Raw genomic sequence first — 20,343 nt, forward strand, 5'->3', positions numbered from 1 at the left:
GTTCCTTTTATAGGGTTTACGCCGTTGGTCGTGCTCGGGAACTCGGAGGAAACACAGTGGGACGACTCTTCGGAACGGACGGTGTACGCGGCGTCGCCAACGCGGACCTCACCGCCGAGATGGCCCTCGGTCTTTCGGTCGCGGCGGCGAGCGTGCTCGGCGGCACCGGCGTCGGAGGGTCCCTGGCGGTGGTCGGCCGCGACCCACGGGCCTCCGGCGAGTTCCTGGAGGCGGCGGTGGTCGCCGGGCTGGCGAGCGCCGGGGTGGACGTCCTGCGGGTCGGCGTGCTGCCGACCCCGGCCGTCGCCCACCTCACGGGCTCCCTCACCGCGGACTTCGGCGTGATGCTCTCCGCCAGTCACAACCCGATGCCGGACAACGGCATCAAGTTCTTCGCGGGCGGCGGCCACAAGCTGGCCGACGAGCTGGAGGACCGCATCGAGGCCGTCTACCGCGACCACGCCGCCGGGCAGCCGTGGGACAGACCGGTCGGCTCAGGCGTCGGCCGGGTCACCGACTGGGACGAGGGCTTCGACGAGTACGTCAGCCACCTCGTCGGCGCGCTGCCGAACCGGCTCGACGGCCTGAAGATCGTCCTGGACGCGGCGCACGGCGCGGCCTCCCGCGTCGGCCCCGAGGCGTTCGCGCAGGCGGGCGCCCGGATCATCACGATCGGCGCCGAGCCCGACGGGCTCAACATCAACGACGGCTACGGCTCCACGCACCTCGACCCGCTGCGCGCCGCCGTCAGGGAGCACGGCGCCGACCTCGGCATCGCCCTCGACGGCGACGCCGACCGCTGCCTCGCCGTGGACGCGGACGGCCAGGACGTGGACGGCGACCAGATCCTCGCCGTCCTCGGCCTCGCGATGCGCGAGGCGGGCCGCCTGGCGCACGACACGGTCGTCGCCACCGTCATGTCCAACCTCGGCTTCAGCCTCGCCATGGAGCGCGAGGGCCTGCGCCTGCTCCAGACCGCCGTGGGCGACCGCTACGTGCTGGAGGAGATGCGGCGCGGCGGCTACTCGCTCGGCGGCGAGCAGTCGGGGCACGTCATCGTCCTCGACCACGCCACCACGGGCGACGGCACGCTCACCGGGCTGCTGCTGGCCGCCCGCGTCGCCGCCACGCGCAAGCCGCTCGCCGAGCTGGCGCGCGTCATGGAACGGCTGCCGCAGGTGCTCATCAACGTGCGGGACGTGGACCGCAGCCGCGTCGCCGACTGCCGCGAGCTGACCGACGCCGTGGCCGAGGCCGAACGGCAGCTCGGCACGACGGGCCGCGTCCTCCTGCGCCCCTCGGGCACGGAGCCGCTGGTCCGCGTCATGGTGGAGGCGGCCGACGCCGCGCAGGCCAGGACGGTCGCCTCCGGCCTCGCCGACGTGGTGAAGTCGCAGCTGGGCTGACCGGGGGCGCCCGGCCGTCAGGGCCGACGCAGCCGCAGGGTCCGTACCGCGTGGTCCGGGCCCTTGCGCAGCACGAGCGTGGCGCGGGCCCTGGTCGGCGCGATGTTGTCCCGCAGATTGGGCTCGTTGACGGTCCGCCAGGTGTCGCGGGCGAGGTCGAGCGCGGCCTCCTCCGGCAGGTCGGCGAACTTCCTGAAGTACGAGTCCGGGTCGCGGAACGCCGTCTCCCGCAGGGTGGCGAAGCGGCTCAGGTACCAGGCGCGGATGTCCTCGGGCCGCGCGTCCACGTAGAGCGAGAAGTCGAAGTGGTCCGCCAGCCCGACCCGTCCCGGCGGCGGGCTCTGGAGGACGTTCAGCCCCTCGATGATCAGGACGTCGGGGCGGCGGACGGTGAGCCGTTCGCCCGGGACGATGTCGTAGGTGACGTGCGAGTAGACGGGCGCGCTCACCTCGGGGCGGCCCGCCTTCACGTCGCTGACGAAGCGCGTCAGCGCCCGCCGGTCGTACGACTCGGGGAAGCCCTTGCGCGCCATCAGCCCGCGCCGCCGCAGCTCGGCCGACGGCAGCAGGAAGCCGTCCGTCGTGACCAGCGCGACCCGGGGCCGCCCGGGGCTGCGCTCCAGCAGCGCCTGGATCAGCCGCGAGACGGTGGACTTCCCGACCGCGACGCTGCCCGCGACGGCGACGACGAACGGGCCCGCGGGCGCCGCGACGCCCCCGCCGCCGCTCAGGAACGCGCCGACCGCGCCGCGCAGCCGGTGCGCCGCCGCGACGTGCAGGTGCAGCAGCCTGACCAGCGGCAGGTACACGTCGCGCACCTCGGCGAGGTCGGTGACGTCGCCGAGGCCGCGCAGCCCGGCCAGTTCCGCGGCGGTGATCGGCAGTGGGTCGCGGGCGCCCGCCGCGCTCCACTCGGCACGGCTCAGCTCGGTGTACGGCGTCGTCCGACGGGGTGAGGTGGCCACGCGGTCATTCTTCCGGGCGGGCTAATCTGCCCGCATGTGCGGGTGCATGGGTTATGTCGGGGTCAGGTCGGCGCTCGACGTGCTGCTGGCCGGTCTGGGCGCGCTGACGCCGGGACGCGCGGCCGGGGCGGACGGATCGGCCGGTGTCGCGGTGCTCGCGGACGGCGGTCTCGCGGCGGCGAAACGCGCCGGGACGCTCCAGGACCTCGGCGCGCTCCTCGCCGCGCGCCCCCTCCCCGCGGCGGCCACGGGCGTGGCGCGCCTGGGCGGGAGCGGCGGCGGCTCCCCGGTGACGGACGCGGACGCGCATCCGCAGTCGGACAACGCGGGCCGCGTCGCGGTCGTCCAGGACGGCGCTCTCGAAGGCCACGCCGCGCTGCGCGCCGAACTGGCCGCGCGCGGGCACCGGTTGGCCTCCGGGACGGACACCGAGGCCGTGGCACATCTGTTCGCGGAGGCGTTCTCGTCCTGCGGCGACCCCGGGGAGGCGATGCGGCAGGTGTGCCGGGCCGTGCGCGGCTCGTTCGTCCTCCTCGCGGTGCACGCGGACGCGCCGGACGCGCTGGTGGCGGCGCGGCGCGGGCTGCCGCTCGTGGTGGGCCTCGGCGACGGCGAGGCGTTCGTGGCGTCGGACGAGGCGGCGTTCGCGGCGGAGGCAGTGCGCGAGACGCTGCGGCTGGACGAGGCGGGGGGCGGCGAGGTCGTGGTGCTGCGCCGGGAGGCCGACGAGGTCGTCTGCGAGATCACCGACGCCGACGGGGGAGTGGTGCGGGCGTGATCATCGGGGTGGGCATCGACGTGGCGGAGATCGACCGGTTCGCGCGGTCACTCGACCGGACGCCCGAGCTGGCGGACCGGCTGTTCGTACCGGGGGAGCTGTGGCTGCCGTCCGGGGAGCGGCGCGGCCCGGCGTCGCTCGCCGCGCGGTTCGCGGCGAAGGAGGCGCTGGCCAAGGCGCTGGGGGCGCCCGGCGGGCTGCGGTGGACGGACGCGGAGGTGTGCCAGGAGGACTCGGGACGCCCGCGCCTTGAGGTGCGGGGCACGGTCGCGGCGCGCGCGGCCGAGCTGGGCGTGCGCGCGTGGCACGTGTCGCTCAGCCACGACGCCGGGGTCGCCTCCGCCGTGGTGATCGCCGAGGGATGAGCGCCGGGGGGTGAGCGCCGCCGCCCTACGCGTCGGTCACCCGCGCCCACGCCTCCGGCAGCGCCTCGCCGACCGTCGAGGCCGTAGGCGGCGCCTGGGCGAGGGAGCCCGCCAGGCCGTGCAGGTAGGCGCCCACCGAGGCGGCGTCCAGCGGGCCGAGCCCGGCGGCCAGCAGCGCCCCCGTCAGCCCGGAGAGCACGTCGCCGCTGCCCGCCGTCGCGAGCCAGGGCGTGCCGGTCGGGTTGACGCGGACGGTGCCGCCCTCCGGAGCGGCGATCAGGGTCGTGGAGCCCTTGAGCAGGGCCGTCGCACCGTACCTGGCCGCCAGTTCACGGACCGACGCCAGCCGCGACGCCTCGACCTCCGCCCGGTCGGCGCCGAGCAGGGCCGCCGCCTCCCCGGCGTGCGGGGTGAGGAGCGTCGGCGCGGAACGGGCGCGCAGCCGCGCGGGGTCGAGCCCGCGCAGGCCGTCCGCGTCGATCAGGACCGGCACGTCCGCGTCCAGCACGTCGTCCACGCGGCGCGGGGCGTCCGGGTCCTGGCCCAGGCCAGGGCCGACGATCCACGCCTGCACCCGCCCGGCCTCGCGCGGCGTCCCCGTCGAGACGAGCGCCTCGGGGTAGCGGGCGATCACCGCGTCCGCCGCCGGGCCCGAGTAGCGCACGGCGCCCGCCCCGCCGCGCAGCGCGCCGCCCACCGCGAGGACGGCCGCGCCCGGATAGCGCGCCGACCCCGCCACCACGCCGACGACCCCGCGCCGGTACTTGTCGCTCTCGGCCGAAGGACGCGGCAGCAGCGCCGCCACCTCGGCCCTGCCGAGCGCGCTCACCGCCGGGTCGTGCGGGAGATGCGGGCCGAGGCCGATGTCCACCAGCCGCACCTCGCCCGCGTACTCCCGCCCAGGATCGACCAGCAGCCCCGGCTTGTACGTGCCGAAGGTGACGGTCATCGCCGCCCGTACGGCCTCCCCGGGGACCTTCCCTGTGTCCGCCTCGACGCCGCTCGGCAGATCGACCGCCAGCACGGGCACCCCGGCCGCCGCGACCCTGGCGACCAGCCGCGCCGCGTCCTGGCGCAGGCCGCCGTGCCCGCCGATGCCGGTGATGCCGTCCACGACGAGCGCGGCGCCGTCCACGCGCCCGTCCGCGCCCGGCGTGGCCGCGTCGTCCGTACGGCCGCCCGCCGCCCGCAGCGCGGCCACCCCGCCGGGGTGCGCCCGTTCGGGTCGCAGCAGCAGCGCGGTGACCGCCGCGCCGCGCCGGGCGAGCCGGGCACCGGCGTACAGGGCGTCACCGCCGTTGTCGCCGCTGCCGATCAGCAGGACGACGCGCGCGCCGTACAGCCGGGGCCGCAGCAACTCCGCCGCCGCAGCGGCCAGGCCCGCCGCGGCGCGTGTCATGAGCGTTCCCTCGGGCAGGGTGGCCATCAGGGCGCGCTCCGCGGCCCGCACGGTCTCGACAGGGTGAGCAGTCCTCATGCCCCCAGTCTGACGCCCGCACGCCCGGTCTTCCTGCGACACTGGTGGGCGATGAACGAGCACACTGCGGAAGAAAGCGGGCGGTTGCGGGCGCACATCGACCTGTCCGCGCTCCGCGCCAATGTGCGTGCGCTGCGCGAACGCCTCACGTCGGGCGCCGCGTTGATGGCCGTCGTCAAGGCGGACGCGTACGGTCACGGCCTCCTGCCGTGCGCCCGCGAGGCACGGGTCGCGGGCGCCGCCTGGCTCGGCGCCGCGACACCCGAGGAGGCGCTCGCCCTGCGCGCCGACGGCGACACGGGCCGCGTGCTGTGCTGGCTGTGGACCCCGCACGGGCCGTGGCGCGAGGCCGTCGCACAGGACATCGACGTCTCCGCCAGCGCCCCCTGGGCCCTCGACGCGGCGGCCGACGCCGCCCGCGCCACCGGCCGTACGGCACGGATACACCTCAAGATCGACACCGGGCTCGGCCGCAGCGGCTGCGCCCCCCGCGACTGGCCCGAGCTGGTCGCCGCCGCGCGCGCCGCCGAGGCGACCGGCGCGATCACCGTCACCGGCCTGTGGTCGCACTTCGCCTGCGCCGACGAGCCGGGCCACCCCTCCATCGCGGCGCAGCAGACCGCGTTCACCGAGGCCCTGGAGATCGCCGACCGCGCCGGACTCGACCCGGAGGTGCGGCACTTCGCCAACTCCCCGGCGACGCTCACCCTCCCCGCCAGCCACTACGACATGGTCCGCACCGGCATCTCCGTCTACGGCCTCTCGCCCTCGCCCGAGATCGGCGCATCCGAGGACTTCGGCCTGCGCCCCGTGATGACCCTGCGGGCCGCCCTCGCGGGAGTGAAACGCGTCCCCGGCGGGCACGGAGTCAGTTACGGCCATCAGTACACGACGCCCGGCGACACCACGCTCGCGCTGGTGCCCGCCGGGTACGCGGACGGCATCCCCCGGCACGCGTCGGGCAGCGGTCCCGTGCTCGTCGCCGGGAAGTGGCGGACGATCGCCGGACGGGTGGCCATGGACCAGTTCGTGGTGGACCTCGGCGGCGACACGGCCGAGGCGGGCGACGAGGCGGTGCTGTTCGGCCCGGGCGACCGGGGCGAGCCCACCGCCGAGGACTGGGCCCGCGCGACCGGGACCATCGGGTACGAGATCGTCACCCGGGTCGGCCACCGCGTCCCGAGGGTCCACCACGGGGAGACCAGGACGTGAGGTGGACGCGGGGCGTGGGCATCGCCGGGGCGGCGCTGGGCGCGGTCGCGACGACGGTCGCCACCACGGTGGCCGTCGATCGGCTGACGGCGAGCCGTTCGGTGCGCCGTGAGGCGGTCGCGGCGCTGGACGCCGCCGGTCCCTACGGCACGCTGCGCGGCACCCCTGGCACCGTCACGGCCGAGGACGGCACCGAGCTGTACTACGAGATCGACGACCTCGGCGCGGACGCGGCGGCCAAGGCCGACCGGCCCGCCGACGACGGCGCGGGCGGCCCGGTCACCGAACCCCTCGCCGTCCCCGCGCCCCCGGCCGTCCCCGCCCCCCGTACGCCCGGCGCCCCCGGCCGCCTCGCCCGGCTGCTGCGCCGGGCCGCGCGCGAGGGCGGCGCGGACGCCGCGCCCCGTCCGCCCACCGTCGTCTTCTGCCACGGCTTCTGCCTCGCGCAGGACGTGTGGCACTTCCAGCGCGCCGCCCTGCGCGGCGCCGTCCGCGCCGTCTACTGGGACCAGCGCGGCCACGGCCGCTCCGCCGCCGGGCCCCCCGGTCGGCCGGTGGGGATCCCGCTGCTGGCCCGCGACCTGAAGGCCGTGCTCGACGCGACGGTGCCCGAGGGGCCCGTGGTGCTCGTCGGGCACTCGATGGGCGGCATGACCGTCATGGCCCTCGCCGAGCAGTACCCGGACTACGTGGCGAGCCGCGTCGCGGGCATCGCGCTGCTCGGCACGTCGGCCGGGCGCATGGCCGAGGTGGGCTGGGGCCTCCCGCCGTCCGCCGCGCGCGCCGTCCGCACGGTGCTGCCCGGCGTGGTGCGGGCGCTCGGCACCAGGCAGGGCCTCGTGGACCGGGGGCGCCGCGCGGCCGGTGAGCTGTACGGCGGCGTGGTGCGGCGGTACGCGTTCGGCAGGCCGGACGCGGTGGACCCCGGCGTGGCGCGCTTCGCCGAACGGCTGCTGGAATCCGTGCCGATGGAGATCGTCGCCGGTTTCTACCCCGCCTTCGGCGAGCACGACACGACGGGCGCGCTGCCCGTCCTCGCCGGGCTCGCCGCCGACCTCCCGGTCGCCGTCCTGTCGGGTGGCAAGGACCTCGTCACGCCGCCCGAGCACAGCGAGCGGATCGCGCGGGCGCTGCCGGGCGCCGAGCACACCGTCCTCCCGGAGGCCGGGCACCTGCTGCTGCTTGAGGCACCGGCCGAGGTGAACGAACGGCTCGGCGCGCTGCTCGCGCGTAGCATCCCGTCCCATGAACCAGCTGTCTGAGAGCGTGGCGCTGACCGTCACGGGACCCGAGCGCATGCGCGGCCTCGGCCGCCGTCTGGCCGCCCTGCTGCGTCCTGGTGACCTCGTCCTGCTGACGGGCGAGCTGGGCGCGGGCAAGACGACGCTGACCCGGGGCCTCGGCGAAGGGCTCGGCGTGCGGGGCGCGGTGACGTCGCCCACGTTCGTCATCGCCCGGGTGCACCCCTCGCTCGGCGACGGGCCGCCGCTGGTGCACGTGGACGCGTACCGGCTCGGGGGCGGCCTCGACGAGATGGAGGACCTCGACCTGGACGTGGCGCTGCCCGAGTCCGTGGTGGTCGTGGAGTGGGGCGAGGGGCGCGTCGAGGAACTGTCCGAGGACCGCCTGCACGTGGTGATCCACCGGGGGACCGGCGGGGACGACGGCGGGGACGGCGCCGAGGACGTGCGCGAGGTCACGCTCACCGGCGTCGGCGAGCGGTGGCGCGGCGTGCGGCTGCCCGGCGAGGAGTGACCGGCGGTCAGGCGCCGCGCTCGGCCAGGATCTCCCCGAGGGTGTGGCGGGCGCCCGCGGCCAGGACGGGGTTCGTCTCCCGGTAGTACGGGAGCTGGTTCAGGGAGACGACCAGCGCCCAAGCCCTTGCGCGGGCCCAGGCGGCGTCGTCGGCGCCCGTGAGGTCGCGGAAGAGGGGGCGGGCGCTGGCGGGCAGCAGGGTCCACGCGGCCATGAGGTCAACGCTGGGGTCGCCGGTGCCCGTACAGGCGAAGTCGATGACGGCGGTCAGCCGCCCGTCAGGGGCGACGAGGACGTTCCCGGCCAGCAGGTCGCCGTGGGACCAGGCGGGCGGTCCCTCGTACGCGGGGGCGTGCGCCGACTCGTCCCACGCCGCGGTGACGGCGTCGAGGTCGAACGCGCGCCCGTCGCGTCCCTCGGGGGTCCCGGCGGCGGCGAGGGCGCGCAGCTTCGCGATCGCGGCGCGGGCCGAGTGGTCCTCGGTGGCCAGGGGCGCGCCGCGCCGGGACGGCGGGCCGTCCGCCGGATCGACGGCGCGCAGGGCGGTGACGAAGCGGGCCAGACCGGTGGCGAGCAGGTCGGGGGCGGTGACGCGGCCGACGGCCGGGTTCTCGCCGTCCAGCCAGCGCAGGACCGTCCACGGCCAGGGGAAGCCCTCGCCCGGCTCGCCGTGGGCCAGGGGCAGCGGGACGGCGACGGGCAGGTGCGGGGCGAGCCGGGGGAGCCAGCGCCGTTCGGCCGCGCCGCCGCCGACCGCGCCGGGGATCCGGGGGAGACGGGCCACCAGGTCGGGTCCGAGCCGGTAGACGGCGTTCTCCGTGCCCGACGAGACCACCGGGGTCACCGGCAGGTGCGCCCACCGTGGGAACTGGGCGGCGACCAGACGCCGGACGAGGTCCGCGTCGGTGCCCACCTCGTCGGCGTGCATCCGTGGGTGCGACATACGGCCATCCCACCGCCGCCCGGCGCGGCTTGTCGAACGCTTATGACCGGCCGGCCTGTTCGCCTGCCCGCCGGTTCAGGGGGCCAGGTCAGGCGACGACGACGACCGCCGTGCCCTCCTCGGCGAACTCCCACATCGTGTCGCCGTCGCCCCTGCTCTGCCGGATCGCGCCGGTGCGCAGCTCCGACTCGGGGTTGGGCACCGAGCCGTCCGTCGCCGCCGAGAAGCCGAAGACGATGCCCTCGGCGTCCGCGTGGAAGATCACCGCGTGTTCCATGGGAACCCCGTCGGAGCCGGTGCCCTGCGCGGTGCGCGAGGTGATGGCGTACTCGCCCGGCTCGGGGCCCACCGAGCTGGGGAACACCTCGAACGTGGAGGTGACCTCCTCGCCCGAGCCGTCGGCCGCCGCGTCCACGAGCCACACGCGCTGCTGGGCCAGCGCGTACACGACGCGCCGTCCCGTGCCCGACTCCTCGGGCAGGGCGGGGTCGGTGGGCTCCTCGGCGCCCTCGCCGCCGCCGCCTCCGCCGCCCGCGCCGTCCGAGTCGCCCTCGGACGCGGAGGCCGAGGGTTCCTCGCTCGCGGCGGCGGACGGCCGGTCGTCGGCGGCCGACGCCTGGTACGCGAAGAAGGCGACGACGGCGATCGCCGCGGCGGTCAGCGCGGTCACGAAGAAACCGGAGCCGGAACCGGAGGTATGGCGCGCCACGGTCGAGCTGCCTGCCTTTCACGGAGCTGTGCGTTCTGGGGCCTCGGCGTCCTGGGCCGCCTGCCGACGCTACCAGGGACGGGCGGTCCCGGCGGGGAGCCGTACCCTTGCGGGGTGCTGTTGCTCGCCCTTGACACCGCCACGCCCGCCGTCACCGCCGCCCTCCACGACGGCCACGGCGTCCTCGCCCTCGCCGAGGAGACGGACGCCCGCAGACACGGCGAACTGCTGATGCCCGCCGTGGACCGGGCCCTCGGCGAGGCGGGACGCGGCATCGGCGAGGTGACCGCCGTCGTGGTGGGCACCGGGCCCGGCCCGTACACCGGGCTGCGCGTCGGCCTCGCCACCGCCGCGGCGCTGGGCGCCGCGCTCGGCGTCCCCGTGCACGGCCTCGGCACGCTCGACGCGATCGCCTACGCGACCGGGCTCACCGAGCCGTTCACCGTCGCCACCGACGCGCGCCGCAAGGAGGTGTACTGGGCGCGCTACGCCGACGCCCGTACGCGCCTGGACGGTCCAGGCGTCGCCAAGGCCGCCGACCTCCCGCCCGACGTCCTCGCGCTGCCCGCCGCGGGCGCGGGCGCGCTGCTGTACCGGGACGCCTTCCGCGCCGTGCGCGAGGACCTTCCCGCACACGCGTCCGCCGCCGCCCTGGCCGCGCTGGCGGCCGAACGGCTCGCCGCGGGGCTGCCCCTGGACGCGCCGCACCCGCAGTACCTCCGGCGTCCCGACGCCAAGGTCCCGGCCGGCTACAAGGCGGTCACCCGCGCATGACCGTGGTGCTCCGCGAGATGCGGTGGTGGGACATCGAGCCCGTGCTCGGGCTCGAAGCCGAACTGTTCCCCGAGGACGCGTGGTCGGCCGGGATGTTCTGGAACGAACTGGCGTCGGCCCGTGGCACCGCCCCGACCCGCCGCTACCTCGTCGCGGAACGCCCGGACGGGCGGCTCGCCGGATACGGCGGCCTGGGCGTCGCGGGCGGCACCGGCGACATCCTGACCATCGGCGTGACGCGCGCCCACGAGGGCACCGGGCTCGGCGGACGCCTGCTCGCCGCCCTGCTCGCCGCCGCGGCCGGTCTCGGCTGCGGCGAGGTGCTGCTCGAAGTCCGCAAGGACAACGCGCGGGCCCAGCGCCTCTACACGCGCTTCGGTTTCCGCGCCATCGGCATACGGCGCGGCTACTACCAGCCGGGCAACATCGACGCCCTCGTCATGCGCCGCGAACTGCCGCCCCACCGGCCGCAGGACAGCGCCGCCCAGGAGACCGCCGCCGAGGACGGCGCGGCCCGGACCCCGGCGCCCGACACCATGGAGAACACGGAACGGTGATGGCTGACGAACCCCTGGTCCTCGGCATCGAGACGTCCTGCGACGAGACCGGTGTCGGCCTCGTGCGCGGGACGACCCTGCTGGCCGACGTCATCGCCTCCAGCGTGGACGAGCACGCGCGGTACGGCGGCGTCGTCCCCGAGATCGCCAGCCGCGCGCACCTGGAGGCGATGGTCCCCACCATCGAGCGGGCCCTCGCCGACGCCAAGGTCGCCGCGGCCGACCTCGACGCCGTCGCCGTCACGGCCGGGCCAGGCCTGGCCGGTGCCCTGCTGGTCGGCGTGTCCGCGGCGAAGGCGTACGCCTACGCGCTGGGCAAGCCCCTGTACGGCGTGAACCACCTCGCGTCCCACATCTGCGTCGATCAGCTGGAGCACGGCCCGCTGCCGCAGCCGACGATGGCGCTCCTCGTCTCCGGCGGGCACTCCTCCCTCCTGCTCGCGCCCGACATCACGCGGGACGTCCGTCCGCTCGGCGCGACGATCGACGACGCGGCGGGCGAGGCGTTCGACAAGGTGGCGCGCGTCCTCGGGCTCGGCTTCCCCGGCGGCCCGGCGATCGACCGCCTCGCCCGGGAGGGCGATCCGGCCGCCGTCCGCTTCCCGCGCGGGCTGACGGGCCCGCGCGACGCCCCGTTCGACTTCTCCTTCTCCGGTCTCAAGACGGCAGTTGCGCGCTGGGTGGAGACGCGGCGGGCCGCCGGTGAGACGGTGCCGGTCGCGGACGTGGCGGCGTCCTTCCAGGAGGCCGTGACGGACGTGCTCACCCGCAAGGCCATCAAGGCGTGCAAGGCCGAGGGCGTGGACCACCTGATGATCGGCGGCGGTGTCGCGGCGAACTCACGGCTGCGCGCGATGGCCGAGGAACGGTGTGCCGACGCCGGGATCGTCCTGCGCGTGCCCCGGCCGGGTCTTTGCACCGACAACGGCGCGATGGTCGCCGCGCTCGGCGCCGAGATGGTGGCGCGCGGCCGGACGCCCTCGGCGCTCGCCCTGCCCGCCGACTCCTCCCTGCCGGTGACCGAGCCGCACATCCCCGGGGAGGACCACCACCACACCCACCACCACGCCGGGCATCACCACTGATGGCCGCCGTCACGCTGATGTGGGAGGCACGGGCGGCGGCGGGCCGCGGCGCCGACCTGCTGTCCTGGGCCAGGGCCCGCGCCCTCACGCCCGCGCCCGCCCGGCGCGAGACGTTCCGCGCGGAGCCGGACCGCGTACTCGTGCTGACATGGTGGCCCGACGGCGTGACACCGGCCGAACTCCCCGATCCACCGCCGGAGTTGCTGCACCGCCCCGTGCACCGCTGGCGCTTCGAACCCGTGCCGGAAGACCCGCCGCCACCCCCTCGCGACTGACACCCGACGGGGCCGCACCCCCACCCCTTCCGTGACTCTCCGTATTCACTCATGCCGCAAACGTATACGCTCCGCGACGACCCCGGTATCCCTCGTCAGGGTGAACCCGACCCCGGCCCCTCCGGCCCCTCCGCGCGCACCGGGTGCCCGACCAGCATGGCCGCCGCCCCCGCCACCCGTGTCAGGAAGACCGTCGCGCTCCCCTCCCCCCGCGGCTTGAGCCGCCTCAGCAACTCCTCGGGCGTCAGCGCCGAACCGCGCTTCTTTACCGTCACCGTCCCGACCCCCCGCTCCCGCAGCAGCGCCCGCAGCCGCTTCTCGTTGAACGGCAGCACGTCCGTGATCTCGTACGCGCTGGTGAACGGGTCGGCCCGCAGCGCGTCCGCCGTGACGTACGCGATCGTCGGGTCCAGCAGGTGCCCGCCGAGCCGCTCCGCCGCCTCCGCGACGAGGTGCGCGCGGATCACCGCGCCGTCCGGCTCGTACAGGTAGCGGCACGGCGGCCCGTCGGGCGCCTGCCTGCCGCCGTCGCCGGTCAGCACGTCACCCCCGGGCAGCAGCGTCGCCGTACGGGGCGCCGCGCCCCCCCGCCCGAACCACAGCACCGCCTCCTTGACCTCGCCCCGGTGCGAGACCCACTCCGCCACGGCGTCGGACGGCACCGCCTCGTGCGGGATGCCGGGCGCCGTCTTCAGCGCCGCGTACGGCACTCGCCGCGCCGCCCCGATCGCCCACGACAGCGGCGGCGAGTACGCCTCCGGGTCGAACACGCGCCCCCGCCCGCCCCGCCGCGCCGGATCGGCGAACAGCGCGTCGATCCCCGCGAGATCCACCTCCGTCACGTCCGCCTGCCGCACCTCGATCAGGTCGGCGAGCCCGAGCGCGGCGGCGTTGGCCTCCGCGACCGCGCAGGTCAGCGGGTCGCGGTCCACGGCCAGGACGGAGATCCCGGCGCGCGCCAGGGCGATGGCGTCGCCCCCGACGCCGCAGCCGAGATCGGCGGCCCGCCGCACCCCGAGGGCCGCGAAGCGGGCCGCGCGCCACGCGGCGACGGGCGTACGCGTCGCCTGCTCGACGCCGTCCGGGGTGAAGAACATCCGCTCCGCGTCGGCGCCGAACTTGGCCGCCGCCCGCTGCCGCAGCCGTGCCTGCCCGATGGCCGCCGACACCAGCGCGGCCGGGTGGTCGCGGCGCAGCCGGGTCGCCGCGGCCAGTTCACCGGCTGGCGTGAGGTCGCGCAGGTGCGCGAGGAGGTCCTCGCCTGTCGCGGTCAGCAGCGCGCGGAAGGCGGCGGACGGCTCGGCGGACGGCTCGGCGGGCGGCGGGGGCTGTGAGGGAGGCGAAGGGCGTGAGTGTGCGGCCACACGGGTCATTCTCCCCGCTCGCGCGGAACGTCGTCCGGGGAGCGGTCCCGTGGCGGTGGCAGCATCCCGAACCATGGAGATTATCGGACAAGTACGACAAAACGATAAGCGGCAGGACGGACGACGGGCCCCGTCCGGCGTCCGCCGCTCCCTGGCCATCGGCGGCGCGACGATACTCGCGGTCGCCTGCTCGGGCCTGCCCGTCCGACTCCTCGGCCCCGACCTCACGCGGCACGAGCAGGAGCAGCAGCACGCCCTGGGCGCCACCACCGACAGCGCCCCGGGGCCCGGCGCCGCCGGGCCCGCCGCGACGCTCTCCTTCGGCGCGCCGCAGCGCGAGCAGGTGCGCACGGCGGCCCACGCGCTGGAGTCGTACGCCGGAAAGCTGGAACGGGCCGAGGCGCGCCGCACCGCCGCCGCGAAGACCTGGGGCCTGCGCCGCGTCCCCCTGCGCCCTCCCGAGCCCCCGGCCGCCCCGCTCCGCCTGACCAGCGAGCGCGGGCACGTGTCGGGCAAGGGCCTGCCGCCGGTCATCGTCCGCGTCCCCACGGACGACAAGGTGGTCTTCCTCACCATCGACGACGGCGCAGACAAGGACCCGGAACTCCTGCGCATGCTCCGCGAACTCGACATCCCGGTCACCGGCTTCCTGTCCGACGAGGTCGCCCGCGAGGACTACGGCTACTTCCGCGACGCCCTCGACGACGGCCACCACAGCCACAACCACACGATCAACCACCGCGAGATGACCCGGCTCACCTACGCCGAGCAGCGCGCCGAGATCTGCGGGCAGCAGACGAACCTCACCCGCGAACTGGACGAGCGCCCCACCCTCTTCCGCCCGCCGTACGGCGCCTACAACCGCGACACCCTCCGCGCCGCCGCCGACTGTGGCATCGAGGCCGTCCCGCTGTGGGCCGAGGAGGCGTTCCCCGACCGCATCGAGTACGGGCGCACCGACCGGCGCCTCCACCCGGGCGACATCATCCTCACCCACTTCCGGGGCGAGCGTGAGTGGGACGGGAGCATGGCGGACATGCTCCGCCGCGTGCTCGACACCTGTGCCGAACAGGGGTTCGCCATCGCCCGGCTGGAGGACTACGTGTGACGCCCACGCGGGCCTGTCGGCCGCACGCGGCGCCGCCGTCCGTTAGGCTCGCGACCGGCGTCATTGGCACTCTGGTTGACTGAGTGCTAACTGCCGCCTAGTCTCAAGGCTGGCACTCACACCATGAGAGTGCCAGCTACGCGCGACAGGCGGACTCGGCACCCGCGACGACGGGTCCACCAGGTCGCCATCCAGCCATAGAAGCCCCGTGAGATCTCCGAAGGGGGAGGTCGGATCGTGACGACCGCCAGCAAGGTTGCCATCAAGCCGCTTGAGGACCGCATCGTGGTCCAGCCGCTCGACGCCGAGCAGACCACGGCCTCGGGCCTGGTCATTCCCGACACCGCGAAGGAGAAGCCCCAGGAGGGCACCGTCCTCGCCGTCGGTCCCGGCCGTTTCGAGGACGGCAATCGCCTGCCGCTCGACGTGAAGGTCGGCGACGTGGTGCTGTACAGCAAGTACGGCGGCACCGAGGTGAAGTACAACAACGAGGAGTACCTCGTCCTCTCGGCTCGCGACGTCCTCGCGATCATCGAGAAGTAACGGCATCGCACGCGACGCCGGACCGTGCCCCGGTACCCCCGCCGACCCGTCCGGGCGGACCGGGCCCGGGGCACGGACGCGTCCGCCGGCCGCTCAGGCGGCGGACGGACGGACGGCGCGCTCCTCCGTCCGTCCGCCGCCCGAACGGCCGGCCGACCCCGCGTCGGCCGCGTGCCCCGCGCGGGACATCCCGCCGGGACACGCGGCGCCGCAGGTCCGTAACAAGTCCGAGTGATTAGGCACAAGGGGACACCCAAGCCATGGCGAAGATCCTGAAGTTCGACGAGGACGCCCGCCGCGCCCTCGAACGCGGCGTGAACGCGCTCGCCGACGCCGTCAAGGTGACCATCGGCCCGAAGGGCCGCAACGTCGTCATCGACAAGAAGTTCGGCGCGCCGACCATCACCAACGACGGCGTGACCATCGCCCGCGAGGTCGAGGTCGAGGACGCCTACGAGAACCTGGGCGCCCAGCTCGTCAAGGAGGTGGCGACCAAGACCAACGACATCGCGGGTGACGGCACCACCACCGCCACCGTCCTGGCCCAGGCGCTCGTCCGCGAGGGCCTGCGCAACGTGGCCGCGGGCGCGTCGCCCTCCGGCCTGAAGCGCGGCATCGACGCGGCCGTCGCCGCCGTCGCCGAGGACCTGAAGGCCAGCGCCCGCCCGATCGACTCCAAGGAGGACATCGCCGCGGTCGCCGCCCTGTCCGCCCAGGACAAGAAGGTCGGCGAGCTGATCGCCGAGGCGATGGACAAGGTCGGCAAGGACGGTGTCATCACCGTCGAGGAGTCCCAGACCTTCGGTCTCGACCTGGACTTCACCGAGGGCATGGCCTTCGACAAGGGCTACCTCTCGCACTACATGGTCACCGACCAGGAGCGTATGGAGGCCGTCCTCGACGACCCGTACATCCTGATCCACCAGGGCAAGATCTCCTCCATCCAGGACCTCCTGCCGCTGCTGGAGAAGGTCATGCAGTCCGGCGCGTCCCGCCCGCTGCTGATCATCGCCGAGGACGTGGACGGCGAGGCGCTGTCCACCCTGGTCGTGAACAAGATCCGCGGCACCTTCAACTCGGTGGCCGTCAAGGCCCCCGGCTTCGGCGACCGCCGCAAGGCGATGCTCGGCGACATGGCCACCCTCACCGGCGGCACCGTCATCTCCGAGGAGGTCGGCCTCAAGCTCGACCAGGTCGGCCTTGAGGTCCTGGGCACCGCGCGCCGCGTGACCATCACCAAGGACGACACCACGATCGTGGACGGTGCCGGTCAGAGCGCCGACATCCAGGGCCGGGTCGCGCAGATCCGCGCCGAGATCGAGGCCACGGACTCCGACTGGGACCGCGAGAAGCTCCAGGAGCGCCTCGCCAAGCTGGCCGGCGGCGTGTGCGTCATCCGCGTCGGCGCCGCCACCGAGGTGGAGCTGAAGGAGAAGAAGCACCGCCTGGAGGACGCCATCTCGGCGACCCGCGCGGCGGTCGAGGAGGGCATCGTCCCCGGTGGCGGTGCCTCCCTCGTGCACTCCGCGAAGGTCCTCGACGGTGACCTCGGCCGCACCGGCGACGAGGCGACGGGCGTCGGCATCGTCCGCCGCGCCGCCGTCGAGCCGCTGCGCTGGATCGCGGAGAACGCGGGCCTCGAAGGCTACGTCATCACCTCCAAGGTCGCCGAGCTGGACAAGGGCGAGGGCTACAACGCCGCCACCGGCACCTACGGCGACCTGGTCAAGGACGGCGTCATCGACCCCGTCAAGGTGACCCGTTCCGCGCTCCAGAACGCCGCCTCGATCGCCTCCCTGCTGCTCACCACCGAGACCCTCGTGGTGGAGAAGAAGGAAGAGGAGCCCGAGCAGGGCGGCCACAGCCACGGCCACTCGCACTGACCCACGCCCGGACGGGTCCGCCCGTCGGGACACGGCACAGGACCCCGTCGCGCGCACCGCGCGGCGGGGTCCCGCCGTTCCCGGGTCAGGCCGCCGTGTCGCCGCCCCTGCGGGGGCCGAAGCGGCGCCCGGCCCGTGACGACAGGCCGCCGAGCGCCCCGCGCGGCACCAGGCGCGCGGCGCCGAGCAGGGCGCGGTAGCGCGCGTCCGGGATGCACACCGTGCGCCCACGCGCCAGGTCCCGCAGCGCCACGTCCACCACCCGGTCGGCGTCCAGCCACATCCAGCCGGGGATGCTGTCCGTCCGCATCCCGGCCCGCTGGTGGAACTCGGTGCGCACGAAGCCGGGGCACAGCGCCATCAGCCGCACGCCGCCGCCCGCGAGGTCACGCGCCGCGCCCTCCGTGAACTGCACCACCCACGCCTTCGACGCCCCGTACGTCCCGCGCGGCAGGAACGCCGCGACCGAGGCCACGTTGACCACGCCGCCGCGCCCGCGCTCCCGCATCGGCCCCGCCACGGCCGTCGTCAGCCGTAGCACCGCCTCGCAGTGCACCTTGAGCATCCGCAGCTCGTCGGCAACCGGCACCTTCAGGTAGCTGCCCGGCAGACCGAAACCCGCGTTGTTCACGAGCAGTCCGACCGGCCGCGCCGGATCGGTGAGCCGCGCCTCCACGCGCTCGATGCCCTCGTCCGTGGACAGGTCGGCGCGCAGCACGTCCGCCTCGATGCCGTGCCGGTCGTGCAGCTCGGCGGCCTGGCGGCGCAGCGCGTCCTTGTCCCGGGCCACGAGCACGAGGTCGTGCCGGTCACGCGCCAGCCGGTGCGCGAAGGCGGCGCCGATCCCGGTGGTGGCGCCCGTCACCAATGCAGTTGTCATGAGGGGGACGGTAGTGGTCGCCCGCCCGGGGGCCTACCGGGCGTGGTTCACACAGGCATGTCCCCGGGGTCGGGAGAGGTACGGCCGGGCGTGGCCGCGGTGTTGACGCCGTTCGCCGTGTTGACCGCTCCTGTTGCCGCGCCGTGCGCGGATCCGCCGGAATGTCCGCCGGAGTGGACGAGGTCGCGCCGCGCCCGGCCGAGGAGTTCCTCGCGCTCGTCCTCGGTCAGGCCGCCCCAGACGCCGTACGGTTCGCGCACGGAGAGCGCGTGCGTCGCGCACTCGGAGCGCACCGGGCAGCGCATGCACACTTCCTTCGCGGCCTCCTCCCGCGAGCTGCGTGCCGCGCCGCGTTCGCCCTCCGGGTGGAAGAACAGCGAGCTGTCCACGCCCCGGCAGGCAGCGAGGAGCTGCCAGTCCCACAGGTCGGCGTTGGGGCCGGGAAGGCGGGAGAAATCTGCCATGACAGGTGTCCCATCGTCTTCGGTACCGCGGAAGTAGATGTAAATATGACTACCCGCTGAATATAGCCGCAGACACCCAAAGATGGGCAACAAGGTCTAAAAAGGGCAAAAATGAATGTTCGGCGTGTTGAGTAAATTGCGCCGCTCCTGTGGCCGGATGCTCACGTAGAGTGTTCTCACTCTCTGGTCGGCGACCGTAACTCTTTCGGGTGACCGTCGTTGAGAGGGCGGAGGCGGTTGACAGGGGAGTTCAAGGCCCGTCAATCGCCCAGGTGACGACACATAACTGCCTGGAGGCACAAGGTGATGCGCATCAGCTGCGGAGGGCGGCCATGACTTCCGTCCTCGTCTGCGACGACTCCCCCCTCGCCCGGGAGGCGCTGCGCCGCGCGGTCGCGACCGTGCCCGGCGTCGAGCGGGTCACGACGGCGGCCAACGGCGAGGAAGTCCTCCGCCGCTGGGGTGCCGACCGTTCCGACCTCATTCTCATGGACGTCCGTATGCCCGGTCTCGGCGGTGTCGAGACCGTGCGGCGGCTGCTGTCCGCCGATCCGGGGGCGCGCATCATCATGCTCACGGTCGCGGAGGACCTCGACGGCGTCGCGCTCGCCGTCGCCGCCGGGGCCCGTGGATACCTGCACAAGGACGCGTCACGCGCCGAACTGCGCGCCACGGTCACGCAGGCCCTGGCCGACCCGACCTGGCGGCTCGCCCCACGCCGCCTGCGCTCGTCCGACATGGGCGCGGCCCCCACGCTGACCGCGCGGGAGATCCAGGTCCTCGAAGGCATGAGCCACGGCAGGTCGAACGCGGAGATCGGCCGCGAGCTGTTCCTGTCGGAGGACACGGTCAAGACCCACGCGCGGCGGCTGTTCAAGAAGCTCGGCGCCTCGGACCGGGCGCACGCGGTGGCCCTGGGGTTCCGGTGGGGTCTGGTCCGCTGACACGGGCGGGCACGGGGACCGGACGGGGAGCGCGGCACAGGCCGTCACCCCCCGTCCGGTGAGGAGGCGACTCAAAACATCCGGGGTTGACGCATGCTTGAATGCATGACGCTCCTTGGGGACGAGCCGGCCAGGCGCGAGGGGAGGGCCCGGAACATGACTCTGAGCGCTCCCGCACATAACGCTTCGATGCACAACTCCGCCCGCGGTGACACGGACCGCGCGGCGACAGTGCACCATGGACCGATGCGCGACGACGAGGCACCGGGGATCGGCACCCTCGTCCACCGTGCGGCCGAGGGAGACCCCCAGGCCACCCACGATCTGCTCGCACATGTGCACCCCCTCGCCGTCCGCTACTGCCGGACGCGCCTCGCCCGCCTGCCCGGGGAGGCCCGGCACTTCGTGGACGACCTGGCGCAGGAGGTCTGCCTCGCCGTCCTGTGCGCGCTCCCGCGCTACCGCGACACCGGGCGTCCGTTCGACGCGTTCGTCGTCGCCATCGCCCACCACAAGGTCGCCGACCTCCAGCGCGCCGCCCTGCGCCGCCCCGGCAGCACGGTGGTGCCCTCCGACGAGATGCCGGAGCGGCCCGACGACTCCCTCGGGCCCGAGGAGCGCGCCCTCCAGAGCAGCGACGCCGAGTGGGCCAGGCGCCTGCTGGCCAACCTGCCCGACCACCTGCGCGAACTGGTCATGCTGCGCGTCGCCATCGGCCTGACCGCCGAGGAGACCGGCGAGAAGCTGGGCATGTCGCCCGGGGCCGTACGGGTGGCGCAGCACCGCGCGCTGAGCAGGCTGCGGGCCCTCGCCGGGCGCTGAGACCATCACCGGCATGGCCGTAGCATGGAGACCC

At 74.9% G+C, this 20,343-nt stretch carries 21 protein-coding genes and 1 pseudogene; 15 read left to right on the forward strand and 7 right to left on the reverse strand.

Annotated elements, in window-relative coordinates:
* Positions 1-56 precede the first annotated feature (56 nt).
* On the forward strand, positions 57-1,406 hold the full coding sequence (glmM, locus tag IF27_RS07700) for a phosphoglucosamine mutase (protein ID WP_052848638.1): 1,350 nt from the start codon (positions 57-59) through the stop codon (positions 1,404-1,406).
* 17 nt (positions 1,407-1,423) lie between these two features.
* On the opposite strand, the gene coaA is transcribed toward glmM, so the two are convergent.
* A complete protein-coding gene (gene coaA / locus IF27_RS07705; RefSeq protein ID WP_052848639.1) occupies positions 1,424-2,371 on the reverse strand; it encodes a type I pantothenate kinase in 948 nt (315 codons plus the stop codon).
* Positions 2,372-2,405: 34 nt separating this feature from the next.
* Between coaA and IF27_RS07710 the strand changes: the two are divergent.
* Together IF27_RS07710 and IF27_RS07715 are read left to right on the forward strand one after the other, a co-directional pair.
* A pseudogene (locus IF27_RS07710) lies at positions 2,406-3,131 on the forward strand (glutamine--fructose-6-phosphate aminotransferase); the annotation flags it as partial.
* A 14-nt stretch (positions 3,132-3,145) separates the two neighbouring features.
* Positions 3,146-3,514, forward strand: a complete 369-nt coding sequence (locus tag IF27_RS07715) for a holo-ACP synthase (protein WP_052848641.1) — start codon at positions 3,146-3,148, stop codon at positions 3,512-3,514.
* A gap of 25 nt (positions 3,515-3,539) precedes the next feature.
* Here the strand turns inward: IF27_RS07715 and IF27_RS07720 are convergent, their stop codons facing one another.
* The gene (locus IF27_RS07720; protein WP_052848642.1) at positions 3,540-4,991 is read right to left on the reverse strand and encodes a bifunctional ADP-dependent NAD(P)H-hydrate dehydratase/NAD(P)H-hydrate epimerase; all 1,452 of its coding nucleotides are present in this window, start codon (positions 4,989-4,991) and stop codon (positions 3,540-3,542) included.
* 51 nt (positions 4,992-5,042) lie between these two features.
* Between IF27_RS07720 and alr the strand changes: the two genes are divergently transcribed.
* From alr to tsaE, 3 genes are read left to right on the forward strand one after another with little or no spacing between them, the layout of a single operon-like run.
* On the forward strand, positions 5,043-6,203 hold the full coding sequence (gene alr / locus IF27_RS07725; protein ID WP_052848643.1) for an alanine racemase: 1,161 nt from the start codon (positions 5,043-5,045) through the stop codon (positions 6,201-6,203).
* The gene (locus IF27_RS07730) at positions 6,200-7,465 is read left to right on the forward strand and encodes an alpha/beta fold hydrolase (protein ID WP_052848644.1); all 1,266 of its coding nucleotides are present in this window, start codon (positions 6,200-6,202) and stop codon (positions 7,463-7,465) included. Before alr ends, IF27_RS07730 begins: the two co-directional genes overlap by 4 nt.
* On the forward strand, positions 7,449-7,958 hold the full coding sequence (gene tsaE, locus IF27_RS07735) for a tRNA (adenosine(37)-N6)-threonylcarbamoyltransferase complex ATPase subunit type 1 TsaE (protein WP_052848645.1): 510 nt from the start codon (positions 7,449-7,451) through the stop codon (positions 7,956-7,958). The genes IF27_RS07730 and tsaE overlap by 17 nt, the downstream gene beginning before the upstream one ends.
* A gap of 7 nt (positions 7,959-7,965) precedes the next feature.
* On the opposite strand, the gene IF27_RS07740 is transcribed toward tsaE, so the two are convergent.
* A complete protein-coding gene (locus IF27_RS07740; protein ID WP_052848646.1) occupies positions 7,966-8,901 on the reverse strand; it encodes an aminoglycoside phosphotransferase family protein in 936 nt (311 codons plus the stop codon).
* Positions 8,902-8,989: 88 nt separating this feature from the next.
* Positions 8,990-9,571, reverse strand: a complete 582-nt coding sequence (locus tag IF27_RS07745) for a hypothetical protein (RefSeq protein ID WP_420821989.1) — start codon at positions 9,569-9,571, stop codon at positions 8,990-8,992.
* 153 nt (positions 9,572-9,724) lie between these two features.
* On the opposite strand from IF27_RS07745, the gene tsaB reads away from it, so the two are divergent.
* From tsaB to IF27_RS07765, 4 genes are read left to right on the forward strand one after another with little or no spacing between them, the layout of a single operon-like run.
* Positions 9,725-10,384, forward strand: a complete 660-nt coding sequence (tsaB, locus tag IF27_RS07750) for a tRNA (adenosine(37)-N6)-threonylcarbamoyltransferase complex dimerization subunit type 1 TsaB (protein WP_052848648.1) — start codon at positions 9,725-9,727, stop codon at positions 10,382-10,384.
* The gene (gene rimI, locus IF27_RS07755; protein WP_052848649.1) at positions 10,381-10,941 is read left to right on the forward strand and encodes a ribosomal protein S18-alanine N-acetyltransferase; all 561 of its coding nucleotides are present in this window, start codon (positions 10,381-10,383) and stop codon (positions 10,939-10,941) included. The genes tsaB and rimI overlap by 4 nt, the downstream gene beginning before the upstream one ends.
* Positions 10,941-12,026, forward strand: a complete 1,086-nt coding sequence (gene tsaD, locus IF27_RS07760; protein ID WP_052848650.1) for a tRNA (adenosine(37)-N6)-threonylcarbamoyltransferase complex transferase subunit TsaD — start codon at positions 10,941-10,943, stop codon at positions 12,024-12,026. Before rimI ends, tsaD begins: the two co-directional genes overlap by 1 nt.
* Positions 12,026-12,301: a hypothetical protein gene (locus tag IF27_RS07765; protein WP_052848651.1), complete on the forward strand. Its 276-nt coding sequence runs from the start codon at positions 12,026-12,028 to the stop codon at positions 12,299-12,301. The genes tsaD and IF27_RS07765 overlap by 1 nt, the downstream gene beginning before the upstream one ends.
* 95 nt (positions 12,302-12,396) lie before the next feature.
* Here the strand turns inward: IF27_RS07765 and IF27_RS07770 are convergent, their stop codons facing one another.
* Entirely contained in the window at positions 12,397-13,674 is a 1,278-nt protein-coding gene (locus IF27_RS07770; RefSeq protein WP_110945651.1) for a class I SAM-dependent methyltransferase, read from the reverse strand.
* A 73-nt stretch (positions 13,675-13,747) separates the two neighbouring features.
* On the opposite strand from IF27_RS07770, the gene IF27_RS07775 reads away from it, so the two are divergent.
* The 3 genes from IF27_RS07775 to groL all read left to right on the forward strand — a co-directional run bounded on the left by IF27_RS07775 (position 13,748) and on the right by groL (position 17,199).
* Positions 13,748-14,773: a polysaccharide deacetylase family protein gene (locus IF27_RS07775; RefSeq protein ID WP_420821992.1), complete on the forward strand. Its 1,026-nt coding sequence runs from the start codon at positions 13,748-13,750 to the stop codon at positions 14,771-14,773.
* 234 nt (positions 14,774-15,007) lie between these two features.
* Entirely contained in the window at positions 15,008-15,316 is a 309-nt protein-coding gene (gene groES / locus IF27_RS07780; protein WP_052848653.1) for a co-chaperone GroES, read from the forward strand.
* Between the two features lie 260 nt (positions 15,317-15,576).
* Positions 15,577-17,199, forward strand: a complete 1,623-nt coding sequence (gene groL / locus IF27_RS07785) for a chaperonin GroEL (RefSeq protein ID WP_052848654.1) — start codon at positions 15,577-15,579, stop codon at positions 17,197-17,199.
* Between the two features lie 85 nt (positions 17,200-17,284).
* On the opposite strand, the gene IF27_RS07790 is transcribed toward groL, so the two are convergent.
* Both IF27_RS07790 and IF27_RS31475 read right to left on the reverse strand, forming a co-directional pair.
* Positions 17,285-18,079: an SDR family NAD(P)-dependent oxidoreductase gene (locus IF27_RS07790; RefSeq protein ID WP_052848655.1), complete on the reverse strand. Its 795-nt coding sequence runs from the start codon at positions 18,077-18,079 to the stop codon at positions 17,285-17,287.
* A gap of 47 nt (positions 18,080-18,126) precedes the next feature.
* Complete coding sequence (locus tag IF27_RS31475; RefSeq protein ID WP_223290955.1) at positions 18,127-18,543, reverse strand: WhiB family transcriptional regulator; 417 nt, start codon at positions 18,541-18,543, stop codon at positions 18,127-18,129.
* A gap of 332 nt (positions 18,544-18,875) precedes the next feature.
* On the opposite strand from IF27_RS31475, the gene IF27_RS07800 reads away from it, so the two are divergent.
* Together IF27_RS07800 and shbA are read left to right on the forward strand one after the other, a co-directional pair.
* Positions 18,876-19,487, forward strand: coding sequence for a response regulator transcription factor (locus IF27_RS07800; RefSeq protein WP_019431595.1), 612 nt, complete (start codon positions 18,876-18,878; stop codon positions 19,485-19,487).
* 246 nt (positions 19,488-19,733) lie between these two features.
* Positions 19,734-20,309 (forward strand): RNA polymerase sigma factor ShbA, encoded by a 576-nt coding sequence (shbA, locus tag IF27_RS07805; protein ID WP_052848656.1) that lies wholly within the window; start codon positions 19,734-19,736, stop codon positions 20,307-20,309.
* Positions 20,310-20,343 lie beyond the last annotated feature (34 nt).

This window comes from Streptomyces avicenniae, from assembly GCF_000719135.1.
GTDB classification, from domain to species: Bacteria; Actinomycetota; Actinomycetes; order Streptomycetales; family Streptomycetaceae; genus Streptomyces; species Streptomyces avicenniae.